Raw genomic sequence first — 24338 nt, forward strand, 5'->3', positions numbered from 1 at the left:
CGTTACCCAAGTCTCCTCAAGCACGAACATCCACGCGGGCGCCTCCCGGCCACCGATGCGGGAGCGTCAGGTCAGGTCACGCGTGGAGGAGGGGTGGGCGGCACAGCTGCGAAACCCCTCGGTCAGCCAGGAGAGCGCGAGGCGATGGAACCACGCCGGGTTCCATCGCCTCGGAGGTGCACCGGCCTACCGCGGCATCAGCGCTGCCGACCGCGGCGTCGTCGGAGAGAGGCTCACCTCGTTGAGCGCCGGATAGTCGCGCAGCATCGGCGCGCCAAGCAGAGGCCTGTAGGCGCCCTGGTGGCAGGTCATGCAGTTCGTCTTGAGCGCGTCCCCGTGCGGCCCAAGGCGCGCGAGACGTGCGGCGTCACCCGCCTCCGGTGGCCCGGCCGGGTTGGCACGCCACAGGGGCGTCAGCGGCGTGATGAAGTCGTTGTTGATCTCACGCACCATTCGGATTCCGTACCAGGCGCTGACGCGCGAGGGGGGTGCGTCGTACCACGAACCGAAGTTCCGGCTGTTGTGGCAAAAAGTGCAGTTCTGCCCCGTCGCCTGGGAGAAATGCATCATCAGCGCGTAAGTCCACTCGGCCTGCTTGATCGAGGAGCGGTTGTTCGGCCCGTGCGGCGTTGTGCCGTTCACACGGATCGGGAGCGCATCCTGGAAGAAAGCGGTGAAGGGCTCGTAGGGAAGCGACGACAGCCCCGCAGCAGACGAAACGACGTTCTGCCCGCCCGAGCCCGCGAGCATGCCTGAGGTCCTGCCCGGTTCGGTGTACCAGACATAGGCCGGAACGGGCTGGCCCCTGTGGCACGTGTAGCAGGTGACGCCCGTGTCCTTCACATGCGTCTGCCAGTTGGCGTTGATCGCCTTGGTCATCTGCAGCATCCGCCGGGTCACGGTCTTCGTATAGACCTCGTCGGACGCCATGTTCTCGACGTTGTGGCAGTAGTTGCACCCCTGGTCGGGCGAGACCCAGGCGGTGATGGCGATCATCAGGCGGTTGAACTCAGCCGCGTCGAGATCTCCGAGCACCTGCACATTCTCATAGACCTCGCTTGCCTTCTGCCCCGCAGGCTCGACCTTCTCCGTCGGCTCGGGCGGGATGTTCCGCGCTGCGATCGCCTGCAGCGCCCGCGGCGTGTGCACGAGCTCCATGCCCGTGCCCCGGAAGCCACGCTGCACGGTCTCGACCGGCGGCCGCTCGAAGGTGAGGAGGACGATCGCCGCGCCGGCCGCCGCGGCGAGGCCGAGGGCCGATTGTGCGAGGATGTTCATCGCAGCGCTCCTGGCAGGGTCGCAGGATCGACCGAGGGTGGGAACCACGCCGGATACTCCGGCGCGAAGCCATGCTGGACGGCCCAGAGATACCAGTTGTCCACCACGGTTCCGGTGAGCAGGATGCCGATGCCTCCCGTCAGCGGGCAGAGCACCGCGAACCACCAGGCCCAGCGATGGATCGACTCGTAGGTGGCGTTGAACCCCATGGTCCAGCGCCAGAAGATCGCCGCGCGCTCGGCCGCTGTTCCGCGATCTAGAGTCTGCTCGATCTCGCGCTCGCCGCCGAAACGGCTGACGGCAAGGATCGTCGCGCCGTGCATCGCGAAGAGGAGAACGGAGCCGTAGAGGAAGACGATCGAGAGAGCGTGGAACGGATTGTAGAAGAGGTTGCCGTAGCGGATCGAGAACGCCGCCGTCCAGTCGAGATGCGGGAAGATGCCGAACGGCACGCCCTCGCCCCAGCTTCCCATCAGGAGGGGACGGATGAAGCCAAGCACGAGGTACAGCCAGATCGCCGCGGCGAAGGCCCAGGCCACGTGCGTTCCCATCCCGAGCTGGCGCGCCCGGCGGTAGACGCGGCACCACCAGAGGATGATCGAGGTGGTGAGGAAGAAGCCGGCGATCAGCCACCAGCCGCCCTCCGCGAGCGGCGGGAAGGAGAGGCCGTAATGGGGCGGTGGCGGCTCGAGCGCGAGCCAGAAGAACTGCCGCACGAACTGCACCGGGTTCCAGTTGACCGAGGCCAACATGTTGAGCCCGATGATGACGATCGCGATCGCGCCCGTGGCGAGCGACAGAACGCCGAGCCAGCCGAGATAGATCGGCCCGAGCTGCGCATCGCCAAAGCGCCCGAGCAGGTGCACGAAGCGCGGCACCCCGGTGCGTTTCTCGTCGCTCGGCGGGAGCGGCACCCCCGGATAGGCAGGCCCGCGGACCTGCACTCGGGTGAAGATGTTGAGATACTCGGCCATGGCGCTCTCCCTAGCTCCAGATCGGCAGGTTGAGCCACCAGCCCCACCACTCCGGCCAGCCCCGCGTCCAGAACGGACCGCTGATCACGATGCAGACCGCGCTCCAGAACCCTGCCGACAGGGCGAGGAACAGGCCCAGCCGGTGAATGCCAAGCGTGCCGATCGAATAGCCGATCGTGTCCCGGAAGAACGTGTTCTCGTGCTCGGCCGTCTTCACCGGCTGCCCCTTCGGCGGGTTGATCGCCGACAGAACGAGCGCCCCGTGCAGCGACAACGCAAGCGTCGTGGTGAAGAAGAACGTCACCGCGATCATGTGCGCGGGGTTGTAGTGGAAGTGCAGGTACTGGTAGCCGACGTTCGAGACCCAGTCGAGATGGCTGAAGATGCCGTAGGGGAAGCCATGGCCCCAGGCACCCATCAGCACCGGGCGGATGACGACGAGGGTGAAGTAGGCGAAGATCGCCATTCCGAAAGCGAACGGAATGTGCAAGCCCATCCCGAGCTTGCGGGCGATCTCCGCCTGGCGCAGCGCCCAGGAGACGAAGGCGCCGAGGGCGCAGACGGTGATGAGCTGCCACAGCCCCCCCTCCTTCAGAGGGGCGAAGCCGAGCCCATAGGAGAGATCCGGCGGCGGGATGTTGATCTTCCAGATGTTCCACGTGCCGCCGATCGCCGCTCCATAAAGGATCAGCGCCGTGCCGAGCACGGTGAAGAAGATCGTCGTGACGCCGAAGAATCCGACATAGAAGGGCCCGATCCAGAAGTCGAACAGATCGCCCCCGACCAGGGTCCCTCCCCGGACTCTGTACTTCTTCTCGAAACTGAGCATCGACATGGTCGAAACTCCAGGGTGTCGAGGTCGAGGTTGGTCGGCCTCTTCGTTGCGGGTGCCAGCAGCCGAGTGACGCTGAGGGACGCCCCTCGCCCCTCGGCTGCCGGCCTTGGCTCGCTACCGCGACGGCGGCATCGGCGACGCCTGCTGCGTCACCGCTGCCGGGCGCGGACCCTCGATCCAGTTGTACCTGTCGGTTCCGAGCAGGATGAAGTGGATCAGGAGCGCGAGGATCAGCAGGAAGGTGGCGAGTCCGACGAGGACACGCCTGGGATCGAAGATCAGCCAGATGCGCCACATGGTCTCCCCCTCCTACACCAGGTACGAGACGGCCGTGGTCGCGGTATCGAGCAGCTGCTGCGCGTAGCCGCGGGGCCCCGGGAACCAGGGGCGCCACATCCACACGAGGAAGTGCGCGATGATCGCGATCACAGTGTAGACGACGAAGGATTGCACGAAGATCGCGTGGAACTCCCTCGCCTCGTTCTCCGTCAGCCCAGACAGCGAAGTGTCTTGCCTGTCAGCCATGTCGTCTCCTTTTGGCTGGCGGTGTTACCGCGCACGTCCCGCGCGGCGGGGATCGCCGTGACCACCACGGACGAGAGGTGACCCGGGACTTCCGGGTGCAATCGGTCCGGCCGTTGCGAGCGTGTTCCGTCGCGCTCATGCAACCACGGCCTCAGGTGCCTCGCCGAGCACGGCGCGAACGTCGCTCGCCCGCACGCGCTCTTCGCCGGCCGCCCGCGCGTAGGCCTCGACGCGCTCGCGCAGACGCTTCGCCGCAGAGATCCGCACGAGGAACGGCTCCGCCTCGAGATGCCGCTGCAGGAGCGCGGCTGCCTCCTCGTCCCACTGCGCGGCGGCGTGCTCGCGCGCCCGCATCGGCGTCGGCTCAACGCGGTCGAGGTCGGTCCCGAGCGGCAGGATGTGGAACAGAGCGTCGAACAGCGCGTTGCAGAATTCCTGCACGATGTAGGTCGCGCCCGCGTAGCCCATGAACGGCGTGCCGGTGGCGCGACGGATGATCGCGCCGGGAAAGGAGGCGGGGATGTACATCGACCGGCCGCCGAGCTCGGCCGCATACATCCGCTCGTTGTAGGAGCCGAACAGAACGAGCGGCGGCGAGGCGCGCATCGCCGCCCGCACGGCCGCATTGTCCGGCTTCTCGCCCGGCCTTCGCGCGAAGGAGAAGGCGCACGGGACGCCCATCTCCTCCTCGAGAAAGCGTCTGAGGCCACGCGCGTAGGTCTCGGTCGCGACCACGGCGAAGGAGGCGGAACCGAAGAAGTCCTGCGTCACGCTCCGCCAGAGGTCCCAGATCGGCTTGATCGTCGTGTGCTTCTCGCGTTCGATGAAGGGCTCCGGGTCGAGGCCCACGAGCTCGCCGAGCGTGCGCAGGAAGTTGGTGGTGGCGAACAGCCCGATCGGGGCGCGCAGCCACGGCCGCTCGAGCGTCTCGCACAGACGTGAGCCGAATTCTCGGTACATGCAGATGTTGACGTCGGCCTCGGCGAGCTTCGGGATGTCGTCGATGTGGCTGCCGAGCGGGAACACCATGTTGATCTCGCAGCCGATGCCCTCGACGAGCCGGCGGATCTCGGCGAGATCGGACGGCATGTTGAAGGTCCCGTAGATCGGCCCGATGATGTTGACGCGCGGCTTCTCTCCGGGCTTGCGCTCCTTGCGCGGTCGTATCCTCGTCCGCCGCGCGCCGAACTCCGTCCACAGCCAGTTGATCGCGCGATCGGCCGCCTGCCACTGGTCCTCGTCGATCGTGCGCGGAATGAAACGCTGCAGGTTCGACCCCTCGGGCGTCACGCCGCCGCCGATCATCTCGGCGATCGAGCCGGTGACGACGACGGCGGGAAGATCGGGGTCCTGCGTTCCTGCCGCGCGCTTGAGCGCGCCTTCGGTGCCGTTCTGCGACAGGCTCTCCTCGTCGAGCCCAGTGACCACGACCGGAAGCTCGTGGGGAGGCAGCGCATCAGTGTAGTGGAGCACTGCCGTCACCGGCAGGTTTTCGCAGCCGACCGGGCCGTCGATCACCACGCGCAATCCGCGCACCGCAGAAAAAGCGTAGACAGCACCCCAGTAGCCGCCTGCCCTGTCGTGGTCGAGAACGAGCATCGCTCAGCTCCCCACCGCCTCTTCGGCCTTCGCCCGCGCCGCGCGGAGCTTCCTCTGGCGCTCGCGGAAGCCTGGCGGGTCGACCGGACGATCGGTGAAGCCGTAGCCTGCACCCTCTGGCGTTCCCACGCCCTCGAAGAAGCCGACCATGCGACGGAAGCGCTCGCTGCCGCGTGTCTGCGCCGCAACAATCGCGGCGAGCGCCCCTGCCCCCGCCGGTCCGAACAGGGGCCGGGCCGAGACCATGTTGGTGAAGTAGAGTGCGGGGATGCCGCGCTCCTTCGCCTTCTGCACGAGCGGCGTGGTGCCGACGGCGAGGTCGGGGCGGGCATCGAGCATCGCCGCGACATCCTGCTCGAGCGAGGCGCGATACTGCACATGCACGCCGCGCGCCTCGAGCCATTCCCGATCCGGGTCGGACCATTCCGTCCGCGGACAGGCCGTGCCGACATAGGGAACCTCGGCGCCGGCCTCGACGAGGAGGCGCGCGACCAGGAGCTCCGACCCCTCGTAGCCGGAGACGGTGATCCGCGCGCGGATCGGGTTGGCGGCGAGCGCAGCCTTGATAGCAGGAAGTGCGCGCGCCTTCGCCGCGTCGAGCGCGGCCGCCTCGATCCCGGCCGCGTCGGCCACCGCTTCGAGCCAGGCGGCGGTGCCCTCGACGCCGACCGGCGCCGAGCCGACGACCGGCCGCCCCGCCGCACGGAACTCGCGGACAGCAGCGGTGTAGAAGGGGTGGACCGCGGCAGCCACGGCGCAGTCGAGCGCCGCGTAGAGGTCGCGCCACTCGCGCGCTGGCGTCTGCGGCGCGAGCGCAAGCCCCATCGGCGCGAGCAGCGCCGCCACACCGGGCGGGTCACCGGGGAAGAGCTCGCCGATCAGAGCGACCGTGCGCGCGCCCTCGACAAGGTTGCGCGGCCGCGCAACCGGGCCGGCCTCGGCTTCGGCGCGCGCATAGCGCAGCATCGCGCCCGCAAGAACGTCCTTCGCCTCGGCATGCGTCGGCACCCCGAAGCCGGGAACATCGATGCCGATGATCCGCACGCCGTTGATCTCCTTGGGCAGGAGATCGAGCGGCACGCCGGAGGCCGTCGGCACGCAGAGATTGATTACCACGACCGCGTCGTAGTCCTCCGGCTTCGCCGTCTGGTGCACCGCCTCGCGGATGTCCTCGAACAGCTTGCCGGTCACGAGCGTCTCGGAGTTGAACGGCACGTAGCCGACGGTGCGGCGCGCGCCGTAGAAGTGGCTCGTGAAGGTGAGGCCGTAGACGCAGCAGGCACTGCCCGAAAGGATGGTCGCCGTCCGACGCATCCTGAGGCCAACGCGCAGCGACCCGAAGGCGGGGCACATCGACTGCGGCTGATCGTGCGGACCCTGCGGATAGTCCTTCTGCAGACGCTCGAGCGCCTCGGATTTGCCGGCGGCGCGCGCCGCCTCGCGCATCGTCTCCCGCCCACCATGGCAGCCGGCGCCCGATAGGGCTGTCCCGGCCGCGGTCACGTGCTCAGGTTTTGGCGGCGTGACGGCGTTCATCTCACGCGCCCTCGTAGACCACTTCGAGCGAGGGTTTCGTGACCGTCTCGCCGGCGCACATGTCCTCCATTGTCGCAGGATCAAGCACGACGTCGCGGCCAACCGTCTCGCCCTTGAACAGGCCGAGCAGAGCGTCCTGGCTCAGCGGGGTCGGCCGGACGGGCGGCGACTCAGCGACCCTTTGCGCGAGCGATTCGAACAGCGGCGCCCAGGGGGAACCTGGCCTGCCGATGATCTCGTAGGCCGCGCTCTTGCGGCGTATGTCCTCGTGCGCCGGGATGGAGGCGAGGACGGGAACGCCCGCCTTCTCCGCAAAAGCCTGCGCCTCGCCCGTGCCGTCATCCTTGTTGATGACCATTCCGGCGACGCCGACATTGCCGCCGAGCTTGCGGAAGTACTCGACCGCGGAGCAGACATTGTTGGCGACGTAGAGCGACTGCAGGTCATTCGAGGCGACGACGATCACCTTCTGGCACATGTCGCGCGCGATCGGCAGGCCGAAACCGCCGCACACGACATCGCCGAGGAAGTCGAGCAGGACGTAGTCGAAGTCCCAGTTGTGGAAGCCGAGCTTCTCGAGCAGCTCGAAGCCGTGGATGATTCCCCTGCCGCCGCAGCCGCGCCCGACCTCGGGGCCGCCGAGCTCCATCGCGAACACGCCGTCGCGCTTGAAGCACACGTCGCCGATCGCGACCGCCTCCCCGGCCGCCTTCTTGCGCAAGGAGGTCTCGATGATGGTGGGGCAGGAGCGGCCGCCGAAGAGCAGCGAGGTCGTGTCGCTCTTCGGGTCGCAGCCGATGAGCAGGACGCGTCTGCCCTGCTGCGCCATCATGTAGCTGAGATTGGCAAGGGTGAACGACTTGCCGATTCCCCCCTTGCCGTAGATCGCAATGATCTGCGTCTTCTTAGTGGGCGCGGCGGTCGAGGGCAGGTCCGGCTCGATCGCGGCCTCCGCGCGGAGCGCCGCCGCTTGGCTCAGCTGCGCGGGCGCGACAGGCGTGGCGGGAAGCGCTGCGTTCATGCACAAGCCCTCCAGTCGAGCACCATCTTCAAGCAGGCCGGGTCGCCGAACGCGGTGCGGTAGGCCTCGGCGGCGGCGGTCGCCGGCTGGTGGTGGGTGATCAGCCCATCGAGCGAGAGCCTGCCCGCCTCGATCAGCGCCACCACCGCGTCGAGATCGGCCTCGCGCCACTCCGCAGCGATCCGCAGCCGCGCCTCGCGCATGAAGGCGGGGGGAAAGGCGAAGGAGAGACGGTCGGCATAGAAGCCGGCGAGGACGATCTCGCCGCCAGGGGCGAGCCGCGCGACCAGCGCATCGAGGATGGTCGCATCGCCGCTGACATCATGGATCGCCGTATAGTCGCGACGCTCGTCGTTGATCGGGTCGATGACGGAATAGCCTTTCGCCCCGCTCGCACGGGCGGGGTTGGTTTCCCACACGGTCGGCGGTGCGCCGCCTAAGGCAAGGACGAGGCGCGCGATCAAACGCCCGAGCACACCATGGCCGACGATGAGATCGGGCAGGGCCGCTCCGGGTGCGGCAACGGCATGGTGCGCGGTGGCAGCAAGAGCGAGCAGCACGCCGCGCTCGCCCATCGCTTCGCCAATCGGCCTTGCTTTGGCTCCGGGGACGACGAGACGCGAGGCGGCCCCGCCGAACAGCCCCCGCACCTCACCGAAGCAGCGGGCGCCGGGGACGAACACGCGGGCGCCGACGGGGCGGTCGGCGCGCGGACCGGCAGCGACGATCCGGCCCACCGATTCGTAGCCGGGCACGAGCGGGTAGCCCATGCCGGGGAAGGGCGGCATGCGGCCCGTGTAGAGCAGTCGCTCCGTCCCGGTGCTGATGCCGCTCCACTCGACCTCGACGACGACATCCGCCTCGCCCGGCTCGGCGAGCGGCAGCCGGCTCAGGGCCAGCGTTTCCGGCGCTTTCAATAGGACAGCGAGTGCGTCCATGAACCGCCTCTCCCGATTCGGCCGGCGCCGGGGGCTCGCTCCTCCGTCGCATCGGTCCGCCCGACCGACCATTCAGTGTCAGTCTAGCTTGACGCTTTTTCTGGTCAAGCAAGATTGACAGTCGCTCACGACCGATTGCCCGCACGCGCAGTCAGAAGCCCCGTCAGCAACGGCGTGTCGGTGCGATGCTGACGCACGTCGCGGAAGCCGGCGCGCGCGAGGAGTTCCGAGAGCCGCGCCACGCTGCGCGCCTGGCCACGCCCCATCGCTAAGAGGTAGAAGCCGAAATACGCGGCGCCGATCGGCTCCGCGCCCGGGGTGTCGGCAAGCGGCTCGGCGACGAGAAGCGTCCCGCCGGGAGGGAGGGCGCGCCGCACCGCGGCAAGAATGCGCCCGACCCGCTCGTCGTCATGGTCATGCAGGACGCGGACGAGCGAGACGATGTCGGCGCCCTCGGGGAGCGGATCGGTCAGGAAATCCCCGCCGATGCAGCGCGAGCGGCCAGCGAGCCCCGCACCGGCGAGCCGCGCTTCGGCACGGGACGCGACGGCGGGAAGGTCGAACAGGAGCAGCGACAGGTGGCCGTGGCGCCGCCCGACGGCGGCAAGGAAACTTCCGTCGCCGCCGCCGACATCGAGCAGGCAGCGGTGCCCGGAGAAGTCGTAGGCCCCAAGCACCTCAGTAGAGACGAGCGGCTGTGTGGCCGCCATCAGCGCGGTGTAGGGGGCGACCTCGGCGTCCCCGAGCCCGGCGTGGCTCCCCTCGGCGGCATAGGGCCAGTAGCGGGCGAGCGCCCGCTCTGTCACCTCGCCGCGCAGGAGCGACACCGGGTCGGCGAGGTCGCGATAGACGAGGGCGTGATGCTCGACCATCGCCGCGAGCCCGGCATTGCCGACCATGGCCGCCCCGAGCGGGCCGAGCGTGACCCTGCCATCCGCCGTCCGACGCAGGAGCCGAAGCGACACGGCCGCCTCGATGAGCCGCGTGGCGGACGCGACAGAGAGGCCCATCCGCGCCGCGATTGCCGGGTCGGCAAGCGGCTGCTTGGCGACAAGATCGAACAGACCAAGCCGAACGCAGGCGAGCAGAACCTGCGAGTAGACGAACCCGGCGCAGAGGTCGAACAGCGCCCGCGCCTCGCGCCTAGCACGCCAGCGTGTGAGGGGGAACCGGGCGGCCCAGGCGCGGAAGCGCGGGTCGGCGATCCGGCTGTCGCGCCAGGCAAGCACCCGGTCGACCACGGACCGCAGAGCCCCGGGCGATGCGCGCGCCTCCGCCTTGCCGTCGACCGCCGCCATGGCTCAGGCGGTGGTGAGCGCGAGCTTCTCCGGCAGAAGGCGCCGGGCCTCGCTGCGGATCAGGGCCTTGAGCTGCGCCGCCCCGTCGCAGGCCGGCACGGCCGCCACGGCCTCCTCCGTCAGAGCCTCGAGCCGGCGCACCGCCCCCGCAAGGCCGAGGCTGCGCACGGCCGAGGGACGGTCATGCGCGACATCCTGGCCGCAGGTCTTGCCGCTCTCGCGTTCCTCGCAGACGGCATCGGCCAGATCGTCGGCGACCTGGTAGGCCTCGCCGAGGCGCTCGCCGAAGAGCCGCCAGGGATCGGCCGGCGCTCCGGCCGCGAGCGCCCCGGCCATGGCGGCGGCGGCGAACAGGGCCCCGGTCTTCTGTCGCTGATACGCTGCGAGATCGACCTCCGCCTCGCATTCCCACGCCTGCCCCGCGACGATTCCGAACGGCACCCCCACGCCATCGCCGAGCGCGACCAGGATGGCGGCAGCGCGTGCAGGCGAAAGCGGCGCCGCGCGCGCGACCGTCTGGAAGGCGAGCACGATCAGCGCATCGCCGGCGAGAACGGCGAGCGGTTCGCCGAAGGCTCGGTGAAGCGCGGGCTTGCCGCGGCGCAGGGCGGCATCGTCGAAGCACGGCAGGTCGTCGTGCACCAGCGAGGCACAGTGAAGAAGCTCGATCGCGGCCGCCGCGGCGTCGGAAAGCTCGGGGAGGTCGTCGCCGCAGGCGGAGGCAACGGCAAGGCAGAGCCTCGGGCGGACGCGGGCGCCGCGCGGAAAGACGGCGTAGCGCATGGCTTCGCCGAGCCGTGGCGGCGCCCCTGGGCGTTCGGTCAGGGCGAGAGATCCGGCGAGAGCGCGTTCGATCCGCGTGATGGCATCCATGAAAGGTACCTCCCGCAGGGAAGGACGTTTGGCCGATGCGTCAAGCGCCCTTGTCGCGCTACACTGTCAGTCTGACTTGACAGTCGCGTCAATCACTTTTTCCGGAACGGTCTCGAGAAGGAACGGAGGCGGATGCGAGAGAGCCACGTGGTGGTCATCGGGGCTGGAGCCGGCGGGCTCGCCGCCGCGCTCGATCTCGCCGCGCGGGGCGTTGCCGTCACCGTCTGCGAACGCGCCGCCGCGCCGGGCGGGAAGATGCGCGCGGTCGAGGTCGCGGGGCGGGCGATCGATTCCGGGCCGACCGTTCTGACGATGCGCTGGGTGCTCGAGCAGCTCTTCGCCGATGCCGGGCTTGCCCTCGAGGATTATGTCCAGACGCGTCGCCTCGACGTGCTCGCCCGCCATCACTGGCAGGATGGCTCGGTGCTCGACCTGTTCGCCGACCGCGAGGCGAGCGCCGAGGCGATTGGCGCCTTCGCTGGGCCTGCCGAGGCGCGCGGCTACCGCGCGTTCATCGCCCGCGCGGGCCGGATCTTCCGCACGCTCGAGGCGAGTTTCATGCAGGCCGAGCGCCCGTCCCCGCTCGGTCTCGCCTGGCGCGCGGGCCTGCGCGGCCTGCCGGCGCTCGCCCGCGTCGCCCCCTTCGCCACCCTCTGGTCGGAGCTCGGGCGGCACTTCAAAGACGCGCGGCTGCGCCAGCTCTTCGGGCGCTATGCGACCTATTGCGGCGCCTCCCCCTTCGCCGCGCCGGCGACGCTGATGCTGATCGCGCATGCCGAGCAGGAGGGGGTGTGGATCGTCGAGGGCGGCATGCATCGTCTCGCCCGCGCGTTTGCGGAGGCCGCTGCACGGCGCGGGGCGGTGTTCCGGTATCGTGCCGAGGTCGCCGCCGTGCTCGCGGAGACCGGCCGCGCGCACGGCGTCCGGCTTGCGACCGGGGAGGAGATCGAGGCCGATGCGGTGATCGCCACGGCCGACCATGCGGCGCTGCGCACCGGCCTGTTCGGGCCCGCGGCCGCCGCGGCCACCGCCGGGTCCGCGCCGCCACGTTCCCTCTCCGCCGTCACCTGGAGCCTCGCGGCACGCGCCTCGGGCTTCCCACTGCTCCGCCACAACGTGTTCTTCTCGCGCGACTATCCGGAGGAGTTCGAAACGATCCTCGGCCGCCGGCGCCTGCCCGACGACCCCACGGTCTATCTCTGCGCCCAGGACCGCGGCGACCCCAACGACGCGGAGCCCGAGGGCACCGAGCGCCTGTTCTGCCTCGTCAACGCGCCGGCGGATGGCGACACGCGCCCCCCGACGGCCTCGGAGATCGCACGATGCGAAGAGAGACTGTTCGATCGGCTGCGCCAAGCGGGCCTGACCTTGAGCGAGCGCCAGGCGGTGGTGACGGGGCCGGAGCAGTTCGCGGCCCTGTTCCCGGCGACCGGGGGAGCGCTCTATGGCCGGGCGCTGCACGGCTGGTCGGCCGCGTTCCGGCGGCCGGGAGCACGGACGCGCCTGCCGGGCCTTCTGCTTGCGGGGGGGAGCGTTCATCCGGGAGCCGGGGTGCCGATGGCGATCCTCTCGGGCCGCCTTGCAGCGGCAGCGGCGGTGGAACATCTCAGCCGTCGCTCCGTTTCGATACGCCGGTTCGCCCCGGCGGCTATCTCTGGTGGTATCTCGACGGCTTGAGCGACGACGGGCGCCACGGCTTCACTGTCATCGCCTTCGTCGGTTCGGTGTTCTCTCCGTACTACGCTCTCGCGCGGGCACGCGGCGGCGGCGTGGCGGAGCCGGAGAACCATGTCGCGGTCAACATCGCTCTCTACGGGCCGAGGCGCCGCTGGGCGATGACCGAACGGGGAGCGTGGTCGCTCCAGCGGAGCGTCGATCGTTTCGTTGTTGGACCAAGCGAGCTCGCCTGGGACGGCACCGCGCTCACGGTTGTCTTCGCCGAGCGTTCCGCTCCCCTGCCCTTCCGGCTCCGCGGAACGATCAGGCTCCTGCCCGCCGCTTTCGGCGCCGAGGCCTTTCCTCTCGATGCCAGGGGGCTGCACCGCTGGGCGCCGCTCGCCCCGGCTGCACGGGTCGAGGTCGCGCTCACGGAGCCCGCTCTCTCCTGGTCCGGGCATGGCTATCTCGACAGCAACATGGGCGACGAGCCGCTCGAGCGCGGCTTCGCACGGTGGACCTGGACGCGCGCCCACGCCGGCGGCGAGGCGGTGATCCTCTACGACGCCACGCGACGCGACGGATCACGCCTTGCGCTCGCGCTTCGCCCACGCGGCGACGGCACGTTGGAGCGTCTTCCGCTGCCCGAGGTGTTCGGCCTGCCGAGGACGCCGATCTGGCGTATCCGTCGGTCCGCCCATGGCCAGGGGGAGGGCCCGCGCGTGATCGACACCCTCGAGGACACGCCGTTCTACGCCCGGTCGACGATCCGCACGCGCCTGTTCGGCCGCGTGGCAACGGCGGTTCATGAGAGCCTCGATCTCGACCGCTTCGCTCGCCTTTGGGTCAAGGCGCTTTTGCCGTTCCGGATGCCGCGTCGGGCCTCACGCGAACCGGTCAGCGCCCGCTCTTCTCCTGCCGCTCCGGCGCCTCTTGCGTCTCGCGCGCCTCGCGGATCTCGCGCTTCGTCCGATTGAGCTCCCACAGCAGTAGGCCGAGCGGGATCAGAAGCATGATCACCCACTCGTAGCGCGCTAGTTCGGCAAGGGTCATGGCCGGATCTCGCCACAGGCGCTGCCGGTGGTGCGACCGAAGCGGCCCACCCGGCGCGGACGTCCGCGATGTGGTTCTCTCGGCAGGATGGACAAGACTGCGCCGAGCCTGCCTCTGCCCGCCCGGTTGCGCCTTAGCGGGCGGACGGCAACCGAAGGCTAGAGCGGTTTCCAGATGAGTGGAAACCGCTCTGGCCTTATCTTGCGAGCATCTTCATGCATACGGCTGTTTCCAGCCGTATGCGATCTGCTCTAGCGCCAGGAGAGGGCGAAGGCGCACGCCCCTGTCGCCTCGGTGGCGCGCCGCAGTGCCGCCACCGAGGTGTTCGGATGCACAAGCGCACGGAACAGCGCCTGGAAGGTCGCGGCGTAATAGGCGGCCACACACGCTGCGGCAGGGCCTGCAGCGCGCAGCGGCCCGCCCGTGATGGTCACGACAACCCTCTCCCCCTGCTCCACCGCGAAGCTGCCGCTGCCGCAAAAGGTCCAGGCGTGGCGGGCGATCGCGCGCAACAGAAGCCGCGCCGAGGGCGCCGCGGGCAGAAGCCGCAGCAGCACCCGAACAGGAGCCGGGATGCGCTTCGCGAGAAGATAGTCCGCGGTCCGACGCCCCGCAGCGGCGGCGACCGCCCGCGCCTCGGGCTCGCCGAGCTCGGCGAGCAAGGCCCGGTGAAGAGCCGCAACATCCGCCTCCGGCACCATCGCTGCCGGCGGATGGTCGAGCCAGCCCGACAGCCCGGCGCGGGCGAACACGCCGCGCGCGAGGTCGGGGCCGTGACGCTCCGCCAGCGCCTCGGCGACGCGATTGACGGCGTCCGGCCCGACGCGCGGGCATGCCCTCTCCTCGACGACAGCAAGAACGCCGATCGCGCCAGCCTCAGCCATGGGTGGTGCGCTCTTCGCCCTCGGCGAGCTGCTCGGTGCTGCCGCCGCAGGCCTTCACGAGCTCAGGCGAGCGTTCCGTTCCCCCGCCTTGCTTGCGCCTGTGCATCGTCTTCCAGATCGCGTTCGCCGGCGCGGCAGAGGCGGGCGCATCGAGACGGCGTGACGTATCGAAGCCGAAATCGACCTTGCGCTTTGACTGCGGTCCCCAGTAGCCGACCTTGCCGAGATCATAGAACGTTCGCTGGAACCCCGATTTCGCGAAGGCCTTCAGGCAGCCGAGCATGTAGCGTCGCCTGGTGCGGTCCTTCAGCCACGGATAGTGGAACAGGGCCTTGTTGAGGTAGAAGCGGCGGTATTTGTGCATCACGCGGTCAAGCAGGGTTGCGCGATCCATCGCGTCCGGCTTGATGATCGGCGTCACGAAATTGTACTTCTCGAAATCGAACACCTCGACCTTGTCGCCGATTTCTGGAAGAGGTCCGAGAATGGCCAGGGCGTGTACATCGCCCAGTTCGCCATGTCGGGGTTCCAGTCGCGGGCCATGCGGTAGGTCTCCTCGAGCGTCTCCTCCGTCTCGTTCTCGAGGCCAACGATGAACTGGGCTTCGGCAACGATCCCGTTGGCGCGCAGGAGCTCGATGGCGCGCCGGTTCTGGGCGATCGTCGTCTCCTTGTTGAAGCGGTCGAGCTTGAGCTGTGCTGCCGCTTCCGTTCCCAGCGAGACATGGATCAAGCCGGCCTTGCGGTAGAGCGGCAGGAGCTTCTCGTCACGCAGAATGTCGGTTACGCGCGTGTTGATGCCCCACAGAACGGGGAGCTTGCGCGCGATCAGCTCCTCGCAGAAGGCAACGAACTTCTTCTTGTGGATGGTCGGCTCCTCGTCGGCGAGGATGAAGAAGCCCACCTCGTGGTCCCTCACCAATGCCTCGATCTCGTCCACCACCTTCTTCGGGTCGCGCACCCTGTAGTCGCGCCAGAACTTCCACTGCGAACAGAACGAACAGGTGAAGGGGCAACCGCGCGCGAAATTGGGGATCGCCACGCGCACGCCCATCGGGATGTAGATATACTTGCCCCAGTCGAGGATGCCCCAGTCGGGCGCGATCCGGTCGAGGTCGGCGATCGGCGGCTCGGCGGGCGTGGCCACCACCTTGCCGTCCTCGGCATAGGCGATCCCCCGGATCGCCGGGCGGGCCTCAGGCCAGCGCCCCTCGGCCACGGCGGTGACGAGATTGAGGAACACCTGCTCGCCCTCGCCGCGCACCACCGCGTCGATCCACGGCGCTTCGTGCAGCACCTGGGGATACATGAAAGTATCGTGAATTCCCCCCAACACTGTGACGATCCTCGGATCGACCTCCTTGGCGATGGCAAGCAGGCGCTCGGCCTTATAGATCGCGGGCGTGATCGCGGTGGCGCCGACGACGTCAGGCTTCAGCGCCGTGATCTCCGCGCGCACCTGATCGTCGGTCAGGTGGTTTGTCATCGCGTCGACGAAATGGATATCGGAGAAGCCCGCGGCCTTGAGATATCCCGCGAGGTAGGCGACCCAGGCGGGCGGCCAGTTTCCCGCGATCTCCGCCCCGCCCGAGTGGTAGTTCGGATGGATCAGGACGATGCGCATGGGATCCTCCGGGCGCTTCTCGCCAGCCGTGGCCGACGCAGATCCCGTAACGGATCGGTGGCGATGCGTCCTTGAGGTGTGTCAATCCCGTCTGACACCCGGGGTCGCCGCGGCCATCGCGGCGCCGTTAGCGCCGGAGCGGCACCTCCCTGTAGCGGGATCGGACCACGACGGAGGTACCGTAACCCGCGAGCAGGAACAGCACGCCCGCGAGATCGAACAGCGAAAGATACGTCGCCGCATCGGTGATCGCGAACGCGATCGCGATCTTCGCCCCGATGATGATGAGGGCGAGCACGATGATGGGCGGCATGGCATCGCCCAGGATCTGCAGCGACGGATGGAGCGCAGGCGCCGAGAGCGGGCCGGCGGCGAGCACGCGCCGCTTTCGCGCATGCGCCGACCACATCAGCCACGCGCCGCCCACGAAGCACAGGAGACCGACAAAGTACCGCATCATTCCCTCCCTTCCCGAACCGCGGCCGGGCAGGGTCAGGCCCTGCTTCGCCCGAGCCTGTCCGCCCGCTGGAGCCGTTCGAACAATGCAATGGTCCAGGTGATCCGCGCCGCGAGCCCGTCAAGCCGGGCCGGCTGCGGCGCGGCTGCCACCGCGGCCTGGACGAGGAAGCGCGTCTGTGGCAGCGGGGGCGCGGCCAGGACGTCACCCGCGGCCGCGAATGGTGCGGCGGCGAGGCTGCGCGCGAGCAGAGCGAGCTTGCGCCGCCCCGGAACGATCGCCCGTGTGGAGACGCTGTCGAGCCCACGCCGCTCCAGCTCGCGGCCGATCTCGGCATAGATCAGACGCGCTGCGGCGATTCCCGGCCGGCAGGCGAGCGGCAGGGCCGCGATGCCGTGCTCAGCGCGCGCGTAGAGCGTCTCGGCGGCGGCCAGCAGCCGCGCGACCGCGGCGCCGAGCGCCGGGCTGAAGGCGGGGCGAGCGAGCCAGCGTTCCGGATCGATGCCTGCCTCCTCGAGCCACTCGGTCGGGAGGTAGAGCCGGCCCATGCGGGCATCCTCGCCGACATCGCGGGCGATGTTGGTCAGTTGCATCGCCACGCCGAGATCGCAGGCGCGCGCGAGCGGCCCCGGCTCGCGCACGCCCATCAGCACCGCCATCATCGCGCCGACGGCCCCAGCGACACGCGCGGCATAGGCGTTGAGCGCGGAGAGGTCGCGATAGCGTCGCCCCTCGGCATCCCAGGCGAGCCCCTCGAGCAGCGCCTCCGGTAGGGCGCGCGGCAGGCCGTGGGTGGCGACAACGGCAGCGAGCACGCGGTCGCACGGGTGGTTGTCGGGCCTTCCCTCGTAGATCCGGGCAAGCCGCGCGGAGAGGCGGGCGAGCGCGGCGGGGCTCCTCCTCTTCCCGTCGACCGCGTCGTCGGCGAGACGGCAGAAGGCATAGAGGGCGGTTGCCGGGCGACGCACCGAGGGGGGAAGCAACAGCGCCGCGGCATGAAAGCTCCTGGAGCCGCGGCGCAGGAGGTTGCTGCAGGCGGCGAGGTCAGCGTCACGCACGGGCGAAGGCCTCGGCCGGGGGAACGACTTGATCGAGCACCTTGGCCGAGGAGATCACCCCGGGCAGCCCAGCGCCCGGATGGGTGCCGGCACCGACGAGATAGAGGCCATCCACCTCCTCGCTCCTGTTGTTGGGGCGGAACCAGGCGCTCTGCAGCAGCACCGGCTCGAGCCCGAAAGCGGCGCCGTGCACCGAGAGAAGCCGGTCGCGGAAATCGAGCGGCGTCATCAGCCGCGAGGTCATAACGGCCTCGGACAGGCCGGGAAGCAGTGTCGCCTCGAGGAAGGATTCGATCGACCGTCGATAGGGCTCGGCCGCGCTCGTCCAGTCCGTGTTGCCGAGGAGGTTCGGCACCGGAGAGAGAACATAGAAACTGTCGCAGCCGGGCGGGGCGAGGGAGGGGTCGGTCGCGGTTGGGCGGTGCAGGTAGAGGCTGAAATCCTCGGCGAGCACCTTGCGGCTGAAGATGTCCGAAAGCAGCGCGCGGTAGCGTCGCCCGAGCAGGATCGTGTGGTGGCCGACCTCGTCGTAGCGCCGGCGCGTGCCGAAGTACCAGACGAACAGGCTCATCGCGTAGCGCGCGCGGGCGAGCCTCCGGTCGGTCCAGCGGCGGCGCGTGTGTCGGGCAAGCAGCGTGCCGTAGGTGTAGGCGGCATCGGCGTTGGAGACGACGATGTCGGAAGCCACCGTCTCGCCGCCGGCGAGGCGAACGCCGCGCACCCTGCCGCCGGAGACGAGGATCTCCTCGACTTCGGCGCAGAGGCGGACCTCGCCGCCGAGCCCCTCGATGAGCGACACGAGGCCAGAGACGATCGCGCCCGTTCCCCCCATCGCCGAATGGACGCCCCAGCGCTGCTCGAGCGCGGCGATCAGGCAATAGACCGAGGGGGCGGCAAACGGGTTGCCGCCGATCAGGAGCGGGTGGAAGGAGAAGACGATCCGCAGACGCTCGTCCGAGAAATGCTCGGAAACGATCGCGTAGACGCTCTTCCAGGCACGGAGGCGGATCAGATCGGGCGCGACACGCAGCATGTCGAGCGGCGAGCCGAAGGGGACATGGCCGAGCCCCTCGAAGCCAATCCGGCAGGTTTCGGCCGAGAGGCGCATGAACCGCTCCCACCCCGCGACATCGGCCGGGCAGAAGCGCGCGACCTCGGCGCGCATGGCCTCCGCGTTGCCAGAGTAGGTGAACACCGCGCCATCGTGGAAACGGATCCGATAGAACGGGTCCATCGGCACGAGCGTCACGTCGTCGGCGAGGCGCCGCCCGGCGAGCGCCCAGAGTTCCTCGAGCAGGAACGGTGCCGTGATGATCGTCGGGCCGGCATCGAAGGTGAAGCCGTTCTCGCGGAACACCGAGGCGCGCCCGCCAGGCTGGTCGAGCCGCTCGAGGACCGTGACGCGGAACCCGCGGGCCGCGAGCCGCACGGCGGCGGCAAGCCCGCCGAAGCCGCTGCCGATGATCACGGCATGCGGGCGGCGGTCGCGGCGCGCCACGGCGGGTGCTGCGAGCGATGCGGCATCCATGCCGCACGACTGTAAGGTAAAGTTGACAGATGCCGCCAGAGCAATTCAACGTCCGGCGCGCGATGGCGCGTCACCGCCAGCGCTGGGCAAGGTCGGCGATGTGGGCGGCGAGGGCGGCGGCGAGGGCGAGCCCGACCCACCCCCACCACGCCCCGGCAACGGAGAGGCGCCAGGCGCACAGGATCAGCCCCCCGGCAAGGAGTGTTGCGAGCAGGGACCGGGCAGGGATGCCGCGGCGGCTCCTCTGGGCCAGAGCCAGAAGGACGGCCGCTTCGAGAACCAGCCCTGCCAAGAGGACGTCGAGCAGAGCCCCGGACCCGATGAGGCCCGCGAGGTCAGGCAAAGGGGGCGTTCAGCCGGACCACGGCGAGGTTGAGCACCGCGGCGAAGCCGACCCAGGCGAGATAGGGCAGAAGGAGAAGCGCGGCCGTGCGGCTGTAGCGTCTCAGGACGAGGATCAGCAGGAGCACCGACAGCCAGAGGAACACCACCTCGACGAGCGCCCAGTCAGGACGACGAAGCCGAAAGAACAACGCACTCCAGAGGATGTTGAGCACGCCATTGACAGCGAACAGACCGACCATCCACTCCCGGCTCGGCTGGTCCGGCGCGTCGCGCCAGGCGGTGACGGCGGAGAGGGCGGCGAGCGAGAAGATCACGGTCCAGGCCGGCCCGAACAGCCAGTCGGGTGGCTGCCAGGACGGCTTGGCGAGCCCCTGATACCACGGCCCGATATCGGTCATGGTGGCGCCAACGGCGGCGACGAGGATCGCCGCGCCGGCAGCGACGAGCATCGGCACAAGCCGGCTCGAAGGTCGCGCGTTCATCGGGGAGACCTAGGCGGCGGTTTCGGAAGCGCCAGCCATGCGGTCCCAGAAACGCTCGACATAGGTTCTGAACCATGCGCTGTAGCGTTCTGGGTTTCTTGCAATGTCCTCGCGGAGTTCGGCCGCGTCGAACCAGGCATAGTCGGCCACCTCCGCCGGGTCGGGATGGACGGGACCGTCCCAGACCGTGCCGAAGACATGGACGAACTCGTGCTCGGTGAGCCCGTCCCCGACCGAGGCGCAGTAGATGGTGGTGAACAGGGGGTCGAGACGATCGACCTCTATCCCCATCTCCTCGCGGAGCCGCCGCACGGCAGCGTCGGCGGGGTCCTCCCCGGGGCGGGGGTGGCTGCAGCAGGTGTTGGTCCATCTGCCGCCCGAGTGATACTTGCACGCCGCCCGACGCTGTAGAAGCAGCCGGCGCCCGTCGGCGGAGCGCAGCACGACCGAGAGCGCCCGGTGCAGCCGCCCCTCGCGATGAGCGGCAAGCTTCTCCATGGTCCCGACGGGCCGGTCCTGCCGGTCGACGAGAACGACCTCCTCCTGCATGCCTGTCAACTTAAGCTGACAAGCGGGGCATGCCAAGCCTTAGGGTGCCGTGCCGACCGATCGTCGCGAGCACGCCTCGGGCGGGCGGCGAGACCGCACTCTCGCCGAGGAGGGAGCGTGCGCTTCAGGCGCCCGCCCGAAAGCGTGTCAGCGCGCTGCGAGCCGGCGTGGGTGAGAGCGAACCAGACATGCGCGCGGATCGCCTTCGCCTGCTCCTCGGCCGAGGAGAGCTTGGCAGCGACGACAGTGTGCCGCGATGGTTCAGGCGGCCGACCAGCACATTGGTCAGCACATCGAGCCGCTGCACCAGGTTGAACTGCTGGAACACCATCGCGCAGCGGCCGCGCCAGTCGCAAAGCCGCCGGCCGCGGAGAGCGGTCACATCAACGCCTTCGAACAGGATCCTCCCCTCGCTCGGCTCGACGAGCCGGTTGATCATCCGCAAGAGCGTTGACGTGCCGGCACCGGAGCGGCCGATCACGCCGAGCATCTGGCCGTTCGGGATCGCGAGGGTGACGGAGTCGACGGCCGTGACGGCGCCGAACCGTCGCGTGACTCCATCGAGTTCGAGCATTCGCCCCCCGTCGCATCGCCTGCCACCGTTGCGGATAGCCGAAGCGGCGCGAAAGATGCGTGACCCTTCGATGACACGCCCCGCCGTGGCCGCGGCTTCCCGTCCGCTGCACCACGTCAGCGGAGGCGCGCTGCCGCCTCGGGCGTGAGATGGGCAAGCCTGCCGGCCGCGATCGTCGCGACCACCCTCGGACCTCCGGGCGCGGCGGGCTCGACGAGGACGAGATCGGCCCGAAGCCCTTCGGCGATCCGGCCGCGATCGGAGAGGCCTGCGGCGCGGGCAGGGTTGCGTGAGACGAGCGCCCAGGCCTCAGCCAAGGGAAGCGCGCCGCGCGCAGCAAGCGCAAAGGCGGCATTGATCATCGCCGGGTAGAAATAGTCCGATGCGAGAACGTCGCAGGCGCCGGCGCGCACCAACGCCTCGGCGCTGTGCCAGCCAAGATGGCTCCCCCCGCGCATCACGTTCGGAGAGCCCATGATCACGCTCTCACCTTCCGCGCGTGCGGCAAGCCCGGTCTCAGCGTTCATCGGGAACTCGCAGATCGTGCAGCCGAGCGAGCGCCAGCGGGCGCGGCTCTCGGGCGAGGCGTCGTCGTGGCTGGCCATGAGAAGGCCGTGCGCCCGCGCAAGCCGCGCCGCCTCGGCGACGAAGGCCTCGACCTCGCTGCTCCGGGCGAGCATCGCGCCCGCCAGCGCCGCAAGTTCGGCGGCTTTTACCTTGGCACGGTCGGCGTACCGCGCGGCGCGGGCAGAGTCCTCGGCACGTCGCGCGATCTCGGCCGTGTGGTCGTTGAACGCGAGGAGATGAACGCGACCGGCAGCGATGGCCGCGGCCGCGTCCGGCCACTGGTCCATCGCGAAGGTCTCGAGGCGGAGATGGATTCGGTTGTCGGCGCCGAGCGCGCCCTCGAGCGCGGCAAAGGCAGCGAGCAGGGCGCGGAAGGTCTCGAGGCTGCGCAGCCCCGGCTCCCAGGAGAGCGTGATGGCGTGAAAGGCGGTGGTGATCCCGTTGGCGAGGAGCTGCCGGTCGGTGTCGATCAGCGCCGCGATGGCGGGGAAATCCACGCCAGGTCTCGGCTGCAGCTGTCGCTCGAAGGCGTCACCATGCAGGTCGACAAGGCCCGGCAGCAGCCAGAGCCCCGTGCCGTCGATCACGAGCGCCTCCGGGCACGGCGCCGCCGAGCGATGCGATCCGCCCGTCCTCGACAAGGCAGCCTGTTTCGTGCTCACCGTCCTCGGCCAGCACGCGCGCCCCCGTGATCGCGATCGACCGCACCGCGCTGGCGCGTCAGAACTCGAAGACGAGCTGCACCCGGCCCGCCGGGTAGAGCACGACACAATACTCGACGGGCACGCGGTCCTGATCGACGTTGACGTTCTCGCAGACCATCACGGCACGGTTCCGCGGCTGCCGCAGATGCTCGGCCTCGCGCGGCGTCGGCAGCCGGGCGGTGACGCGCGTGGTCGCGCGCGCATAGTCGGCGAGGCCGCAGGCGGCGAGCGCACGCGTCAGCGTGCCGCCGCGGGCCAGAGCCTCGGCGAGACCGGGAAACCGCGCCCTCGGGAAGTGGTGCAGCGCATAGGCGACCGGAACGCCATCGGCAAGGCCGAGGCGTTCGACGCACCAGAGCCGCCGGCCACGGCGAAGCTTGAGCGCGGCAGCGGCAGCGTCGGACGCCTGAACCTCCGCGATCGAGAGGATTCGCCCCGAGGGCGCGCGGTTGTTTCGCGCAATGACTTCGGAGAAGCGCGTGCGCGGGCCGATCCGGTAGTCGATCACGTCCTCGGCCACGAAACTGCCACGCCCCTGCTCGATCCGAACCAGGCCGCGCCGCTCGAGCTCCTCCATCGCTCTGCGGACGGTGTGGCGGTTGACGCCGAACCGGCAGGCAAGCTCCGCCTCTGTCGGCAGGCGGCTGCCCGAGACGGCCCTGCCGCCGACGATGTCGGCCTCGATGCTCTGCTCGATCTGCCGCCAGAGCGTGATGCCGGAGCGCCGTTCGATCACCGGCCCCTGCGGGGCGTTCGGCGCAGGGTCAATCCGCGCCATTCCGCTCCCGTCGTCGCTTGCCGCTGGTGCAGCCATCACGTTCGCAAAACGTCATCGATCGATCATACGCTCCGCCGTTGCCCGGTTTCCGGGGCTGATGGTATGAATAAACATCTAGACGATACGTCAGGGAATGAACGACGCGCAACCCTTCCCGACAGCACCGGCCGGCGCAGCCCTAGAGGAGGCGCGTCGCCATCGCATGGCGGTGCTGGCGCGCGCCCCCCTCGCTGAGCTCGAGCATGCCCTCGCCGCGGCCGGCCCTCTGCCCGCTTGGGAGAGGCTGCGCGGCCCCGAGACAGGCATGGTGATGGTGCGCGGGCGGATGGACGGCAAGGGTCAGGCATTCAATCTCGGCGAGATGACGGTGACGCGCTGCGCCGTCCGGCTCGCCGACGGGCGCGTCGGCCATGTCTATCTTGCCGGCCGTGACGCGCGGCGCGCCGAGCTTGCCGCAGTGCTCGACGCCGCGCTGCTTGATCCCACGCTTGCCCAGGCGCTGGCGCCGAAAATCGAGGCGATGGCCCACGCGCAGGAGGAGGCTCGCCTTGACCGTTCCCGCCGCGCCGCGGCGACGCAGGTTTCCTTCTACGGCCTCGTGAGGATGGGATGACCGGGCTTGCGGCTGGCTTTGCCTCGCCGGTGCGCGATGCGCAGCGCGCCTTCCGCAGCTTGCTCGAGGCGCTGGCGCGGCCCGGGTCGATCGTCGTCCCCTGCGCGCCGCCGACGCCGCCCGCTCCGCTTCCGCCGGCCATGGCTGCGGTGGCACTGACGCTGCTCGACGGGGACACGCCGCTCTGGCTCGACGACGGGGGCGCAGAGGCTCGTGCGTGGCTTCGCTTCCACTGCGGCTGTCGCCTCGTCGACGACCCGGGCGAGGCGTCATTTGTGTTCGTGACGGCAGCGTCACGGACGCCGCCCCATGCGCGGCTGCGCGCGGGCAGTGACGAGTATCCCGACCGGTCGGCAACCCTCGTGCTCGCAGTCCAAGCGCTCGGGGAGGGCGAGGCGTTCGCCCTCTCCGGCCCGGGCATCGACGGCACGCGCGAGCTTCGTGCTGCGGGCGTGCCTGCTCGTTTCGTTGCCGATCGCGCCGAGAACCATCGCCTGTTCCCGCGCGGCGTCGACACACTCCTCGTCGCGGGAGCACGGCTCGTCGCCCTGCCCCGCAGCACGTCGTTGAGCCCTCTGGAGCGCTGAACC

The 24338-nt window shown here is 69.7% G+C and carries 27 protein-coding genes; 4 read left to right on the forward strand and 23 right to left on the reverse strand.

Annotated features, from left to right (window positions below; genetic code table 11):
* Nucleotides 1-186: 186 nt before the first annotated feature.
* The 11 genes from pufC to KO353_RS03090 form a co-directional block, all read right to left on the reverse strand.
* Nucleotides 187-1278 carry a photosynthetic reaction center cytochrome PufC gene (gene pufC / locus KO353_RS03040; RefSeq protein ID WP_218286294.1) on the reverse strand — a complete coding sequence of 364 codons (1092 nt, stop codon included), beginning with the start codon at nucleotides 1276-1278 and terminating at the stop codon, nucleotides 187-189.
* Nucleotides 1275-2252 (reverse strand): photosynthetic reaction center subunit M, encoded by a 978-nt coding sequence (gene pufM / locus KO353_RS03045; protein ID WP_218286295.1) that lies wholly within the window; start codon nucleotides 2250-2252, stop codon nucleotides 1275-1277. Before pufM ends, pufC begins: the two co-directional genes overlap by 4 nt.
* A 10-nt stretch (nucleotides 2253-2262) precedes the next feature.
* Nucleotides 2263-3087, reverse strand: coding sequence for a photosynthetic reaction center subunit L (gene pufL, locus KO353_RS03050; RefSeq protein WP_218286296.1), 825 nt, complete (start codon nucleotides 3085-3087; stop codon nucleotides 2263-2265).
* A gap of 114 nt (nucleotides 3088-3201) precedes the next feature.
* Nucleotides 3202-3384, reverse strand: a complete 183-nt coding sequence (pufA, locus tag KO353_RS03055; protein WP_218286297.1) for a light-harvesting antenna LH1, alpha subunit — start codon at nucleotides 3382-3384, stop codon at nucleotides 3202-3204.
* Between the two features lie 12 nt (nucleotides 3385-3396).
* Nucleotides 3397-3612: a light-harvesting antenna LH1, beta subunit gene (gene pufB, locus KO353_RS03060; RefSeq protein ID WP_218286298.1), complete on the reverse strand. Its 216-nt coding sequence runs from the start codon at nucleotides 3610-3612 to the stop codon at nucleotides 3397-3399.
* Nucleotides 3613-3747: 135 nt separating this feature from the next.
* Nucleotides 3748-5211, reverse strand: a complete 1464-nt coding sequence (gene bchZ, locus KO353_RS03065) for a chlorophyllide a reductase subunit Z (RefSeq protein WP_218286299.1) — start codon at nucleotides 5209-5211, stop codon at nucleotides 3748-3750.
* A 3-nt stretch (nucleotides 5212-5214) separates the two neighbouring features.
* The gene (bchY, locus tag KO353_RS03070; RefSeq protein ID WP_235691999.1) at nucleotides 5215-6657 is read right to left on the reverse strand and encodes a chlorophyllide a reductase subunit Y; all 1443 of its coding nucleotides are present in this window, start codon (nucleotides 6655-6657) and stop codon (nucleotides 5215-5217) included.
* 91 nt (nucleotides 6658-6748) lie between these two features.
* The gene (locus KO353_RS03075) at nucleotides 6749-7768 is read right to left on the reverse strand and encodes a chlorophyllide a reductase iron protein subunit X (RefSeq protein ID WP_218286301.1); all 1020 of its coding nucleotides are present in this window, start codon (nucleotides 7766-7768) and stop codon (nucleotides 6749-6751) included.
* Complete coding sequence (gene bchC, locus KO353_RS03080) at nucleotides 7765-8706, reverse strand: chlorophyll synthesis pathway protein BchC (protein WP_218286302.1); 942 nt, start codon at nucleotides 8704-8706, stop codon at nucleotides 7765-7767. The genes KO353_RS03075 and bchC overlap by 4 nt, the downstream gene beginning before the upstream one ends.
* Nucleotides 8707-8831: 125 nt before the next feature.
* Nucleotides 8832-10004: a methyltransferase gene (locus KO353_RS03085; protein WP_218286303.1), complete on the reverse strand. Its 1173-nt coding sequence runs from the start codon at nucleotides 10002-10004 to the stop codon at nucleotides 8832-8834.
* Nucleotides 10005-10007: 3 nt separating this feature from the next.
* Entirely contained in the window at nucleotides 10008-10877 is an 870-nt protein-coding gene (locus KO353_RS03090) for a polyprenyl synthetase family protein (RefSeq protein WP_218286304.1), read from the reverse strand.
* 132 nt (nucleotides 10878-11009) lie between these two features.
* On the opposite strand from KO353_RS03090, the gene crtD reads away from it, so the two are divergent.
* Together crtD and KO353_RS03100 are read left to right on the forward strand one after the other, a co-directional pair.
* A complete protein-coding gene (gene crtD / locus KO353_RS03095) occupies nucleotides 11010-12554 on the forward strand; it encodes a 1-hydroxycarotenoid 3,4-desaturase CrtD (protein WP_218286305.1) in 1545 nt (514 codons plus the stop codon).
* Complete coding sequence (locus KO353_RS03100) at nucleotides 12551-13510, forward strand: carotenoid 1,2-hydratase (RefSeq protein ID WP_218286306.1); 960 nt, start codon at nucleotides 12551-12553, stop codon at nucleotides 13508-13510. The genes crtD and KO353_RS03100 overlap by 4 nt, the downstream gene beginning before the upstream one ends.
* 327 nt (nucleotides 13511-13837) lie before the next feature.
* On the opposite strand, the gene bchJ is transcribed toward KO353_RS03100, so the two are convergent.
* From bchJ to phnF, 12 genes are all read right to left on the reverse strand, one after another.
* The gene (gene bchJ / locus KO353_RS03105) at nucleotides 13838-14470 is read right to left on the reverse strand and encodes a bacteriochlorophyll 4-vinyl reductase (protein ID WP_218286307.1); all 633 of its coding nucleotides are present in this window, start codon (nucleotides 14468-14470) and stop codon (nucleotides 13838-13840) included.
* On the reverse strand, nucleotides 14463-14918 hold the full coding sequence (locus tag KO353_RS16250; RefSeq protein ID WP_235692000.1) for a hypothetical protein: 456 nt from the start codon (nucleotides 14916-14918) through the stop codon (nucleotides 14463-14465). The genes bchJ and KO353_RS16250 overlap by 8 nt, the downstream gene beginning before the upstream one ends.
* Complete coding sequence (gene bchE / locus KO353_RS03110; protein ID WP_235692001.1) at nucleotides 14888-16093, reverse strand: magnesium-protoporphyrin IX monomethyl ester anaerobic oxidative cyclase; 1206 nt, start codon at nucleotides 16091-16093, stop codon at nucleotides 14888-14890. Before bchE ends, KO353_RS16250 begins: the two co-directional genes overlap by 31 nt.
* A 127-nt stretch (nucleotides 16094-16220) precedes the next feature.
* A complete protein-coding gene (locus KO353_RS03115) occupies nucleotides 16221-16550 on the reverse strand; it encodes a hypothetical protein (RefSeq protein ID WP_218286308.1) in 330 nt (109 codons plus the stop codon).
* 35 nt (nucleotides 16551-16585) lie between these two features.
* Entirely contained in the window at nucleotides 16586-17608 is a 1023-nt protein-coding gene (locus KO353_RS03120; RefSeq protein WP_218286309.1) for a phytoene/squalene synthase family protein, read from the reverse strand.
* Nucleotides 17601-19106, reverse strand: coding sequence for a phytoene desaturase (locus tag KO353_RS03125; RefSeq protein WP_456236924.1), 1506 nt, complete (start codon nucleotides 19104-19106; stop codon nucleotides 17601-17603). Before KO353_RS03125 ends, KO353_RS03120 begins: the two co-directional genes overlap by 8 nt.
* A gap of 100 nt (nucleotides 19107-19206) precedes the next feature.
* Nucleotides 19207-19479 carry a hypothetical protein gene (locus KO353_RS03130; protein WP_218286311.1) on the reverse strand — a complete coding sequence of 91 codons (273 nt, stop codon included), beginning with the start codon at nucleotides 19477-19479 and terminating at the stop codon, nucleotides 19207-19209.
* Nucleotides 19472-19963 (reverse strand): TspO/MBR family protein, encoded by a 492-nt coding sequence (locus tag KO353_RS03135; protein WP_218286312.1) that lies wholly within the window; start codon nucleotides 19961-19963, stop codon nucleotides 19472-19474. The genes KO353_RS03130 and KO353_RS03135 overlap by 8 nt, the downstream gene beginning before the upstream one ends.
* Before the next feature lie 9 nt (nucleotides 19964-19972).
* The gene (idi, locus tag KO353_RS03140) at nucleotides 19973-20512 is read right to left on the reverse strand and encodes an isopentenyl-diphosphate Delta-isomerase (RefSeq protein ID WP_218286313.1); all 540 of its coding nucleotides are present in this window, start codon (nucleotides 20510-20512) and stop codon (nucleotides 19973-19975) included.
* 124 nt (nucleotides 20513-20636) lie between these two features.
* Nucleotides 20637-21002: an ATP-binding cassette domain-containing protein gene (locus tag KO353_RS16255; protein ID WP_235692002.1), complete on the reverse strand. Its 366-nt coding sequence runs from the start codon at nucleotides 21000-21002 to the stop codon at nucleotides 20637-20639.
* A 200-nt stretch (nucleotides 21003-21202) separates the two neighbouring features.
* Nucleotides 21203-22423, reverse strand: coding sequence for an alpha-D-ribose 1-methylphosphonate 5-triphosphate diphosphatase (locus KO353_RS03150; RefSeq protein WP_328774495.1), 1221 nt, complete (start codon nucleotides 22421-22423; stop codon nucleotides 21203-21205).
* Complete coding sequence (phnF, locus tag KO353_RS03155; RefSeq protein WP_235692003.1) at nucleotides 22374-23171, reverse strand: phosphonate metabolism transcriptional regulator PhnF; 798 nt, start codon at nucleotides 23169-23171, stop codon at nucleotides 22374-22376. Before phnF ends, KO353_RS03150 begins: the two co-directional genes overlap by 50 nt.
* Nucleotides 23172-23268: 97 nt before the next feature.
* Here phnF and phnG point away from each other — a divergent pair, with 97 nt between their 5' ends.
* Together phnG and phnH are read left to right on the forward strand one after the other, a co-directional pair.
* Nucleotides 23269-23748, forward strand: a complete 480-nt coding sequence (phnG, locus tag KO353_RS03160; RefSeq protein ID WP_218286315.1) for a phosphonate C-P lyase system protein PhnG — start codon at nucleotides 23269-23271, stop codon at nucleotides 23746-23748.
* Nucleotides 23745-24335 (forward strand): phosphonate C-P lyase system protein PhnH, encoded by a 591-nt coding sequence (gene phnH / locus KO353_RS03165; protein ID WP_218286316.1) that lies wholly within the window; start codon nucleotides 23745-23747, stop codon nucleotides 24333-24335. Before phnG ends, phnH begins: the two co-directional genes overlap by 4 nt.
* Nucleotides 24336-24338: the final 3 nt, after the last annotated feature.

It is taken from the genome of Elioraea tepida, from assembly GCF_019203965.1.
Classification (GTDB): Bacteria; Pseudomonadota; Alphaproteobacteria; order Acetobacterales; family Acetobacteraceae; genus Elioraea_A; species Elioraea_A tepida.

Coding starts and splice junctions, on each gene's coding strand:
- KO353_RS03090 (WP_218286304.1), bottom strand. CDS start 10,877: ATGGATGCCATCACGCGGATCGAACGCGCTCTCGCCGGATCTCTCGCC.
- phnH (WP_218286316.1), top strand. CDS start 23,745: ATGACCGGGCTTGCGGCTGGCTTTGCCTCGCCGGTGCGCGATGCGCAG.
- bchZ (WP_218286299.1), bottom strand. CDS start 5,211: ATGCTCGTTCTCGACCACGACAGGGCAGGCGGCTACTGGGGTGCTGTC.
- pufA (WP_218286297.1), bottom strand. CDS start 3,384: ATGTGGCGCATCTGGCTGATCTTCGATCCCAGGCGTGTCCTCGTCGGA.
- KO353_RS03085 (WP_218286303.1), bottom strand. CDS start 10,004: ATGGCGGCGGTCGACGGCAAGGCGGAGGCGCGCGCATCGCCCGGGGCT.
- bchE (WP_235692001.1), bottom strand. CDS start 16,093: ATGCGCATCGTCCTGATCCATCCGAACTACCACTCGGGCGGGGCGGAG.
- bchC (WP_218286302.1), bottom strand. CDS start 8,706: ATGGACGCACTCGCTGTCCTATTGAAAGCGCCGGAAACGCTGGCCCTG.
- crtD (WP_218286305.1), top strand. CDS start 11,010: ATGCGAGAGAGCCACGTGGTGGTCATCGGGGCTGGAGCCGGCGGGCTC.
- pufL (WP_218286296.1), bottom strand. CDS start 3,087: ATGTCGATGCTCAGTTTCGAGAAGAAGTACAGAGTCCGGGGAGGGACC.
- KO353_RS03135 (WP_218286312.1), bottom strand. CDS start 19,963: ATGAACGCGCGACCTTCGAGCCGGCTTGTGCCGATGCTCGTCGCTGCC.
- KO353_RS03115 (WP_218286308.1), bottom strand. CDS start 16,550: ATGCGGTACTTTGTCGGTCTCCTGTGCTTCGTGGGCGGCGCGTGGCTG.
- KO353_RS16255 (WP_235692002.1), bottom strand. CDS start 21,002: ATGCTCGGCGTGATCGGCCGCTCCGGTGCCGGCACGTCAACGCTCTTG.
- pufB (WP_218286298.1), bottom strand. CDS start 3,612: ATGGCTGACAGGCAAGACACTTCGCTGTCTGGGCTGACGGAGAACGAG.
- pufC (WP_218286294.1), bottom strand. CDS start 1,278: ATGAACATCCTCGCACAATCGGCCCTCGGCCTCGCCGCGGCGGCCGGC.
- phnF (WP_235692003.1), bottom strand. CDS start 23,171: ATGGCTGCACCAGCGGCAAGCGACGACGGGAGCGGAATGGCGCGGATT.
- bchY (WP_235691999.1), bottom strand. CDS start 6,657: ATGCGCGAGGCGGCGCGCGCCGCCGGCAAATCCGAGGCGCTCGAGCGT.
- pufM (WP_218286295.1), bottom strand. CDS start 2,252: ATGGCCGAGTATCTCAACATCTTCACCCGAGTGCAGGTCCGCGGGCCT.
- phnG (WP_218286315.1), top strand. CDS start 23,269: ATGAACGACGCGCAACCCTTCCCGACAGCACCGGCCGGCGCAGCCCTA.
- idi (WP_218286313.1), bottom strand. CDS start 20,512: ATGCAGGAGGAGGTCGTTCTCGTCGACCGGCAGGACCGGCCCGTCGGG.
- KO353_RS03075 (WP_218286301.1), bottom strand. CDS start 7,768: ATGAACGCAGCGCTTCCCGCCACGCCTGTCGCGCCCGCGCAGCTGAGC.
- bchJ (WP_218286307.1), bottom strand. CDS start 14,470: ATGGCTGAGGCTGGCGCGATCGGCGTTCTTGCTGTCGTCGAGGAGAGG.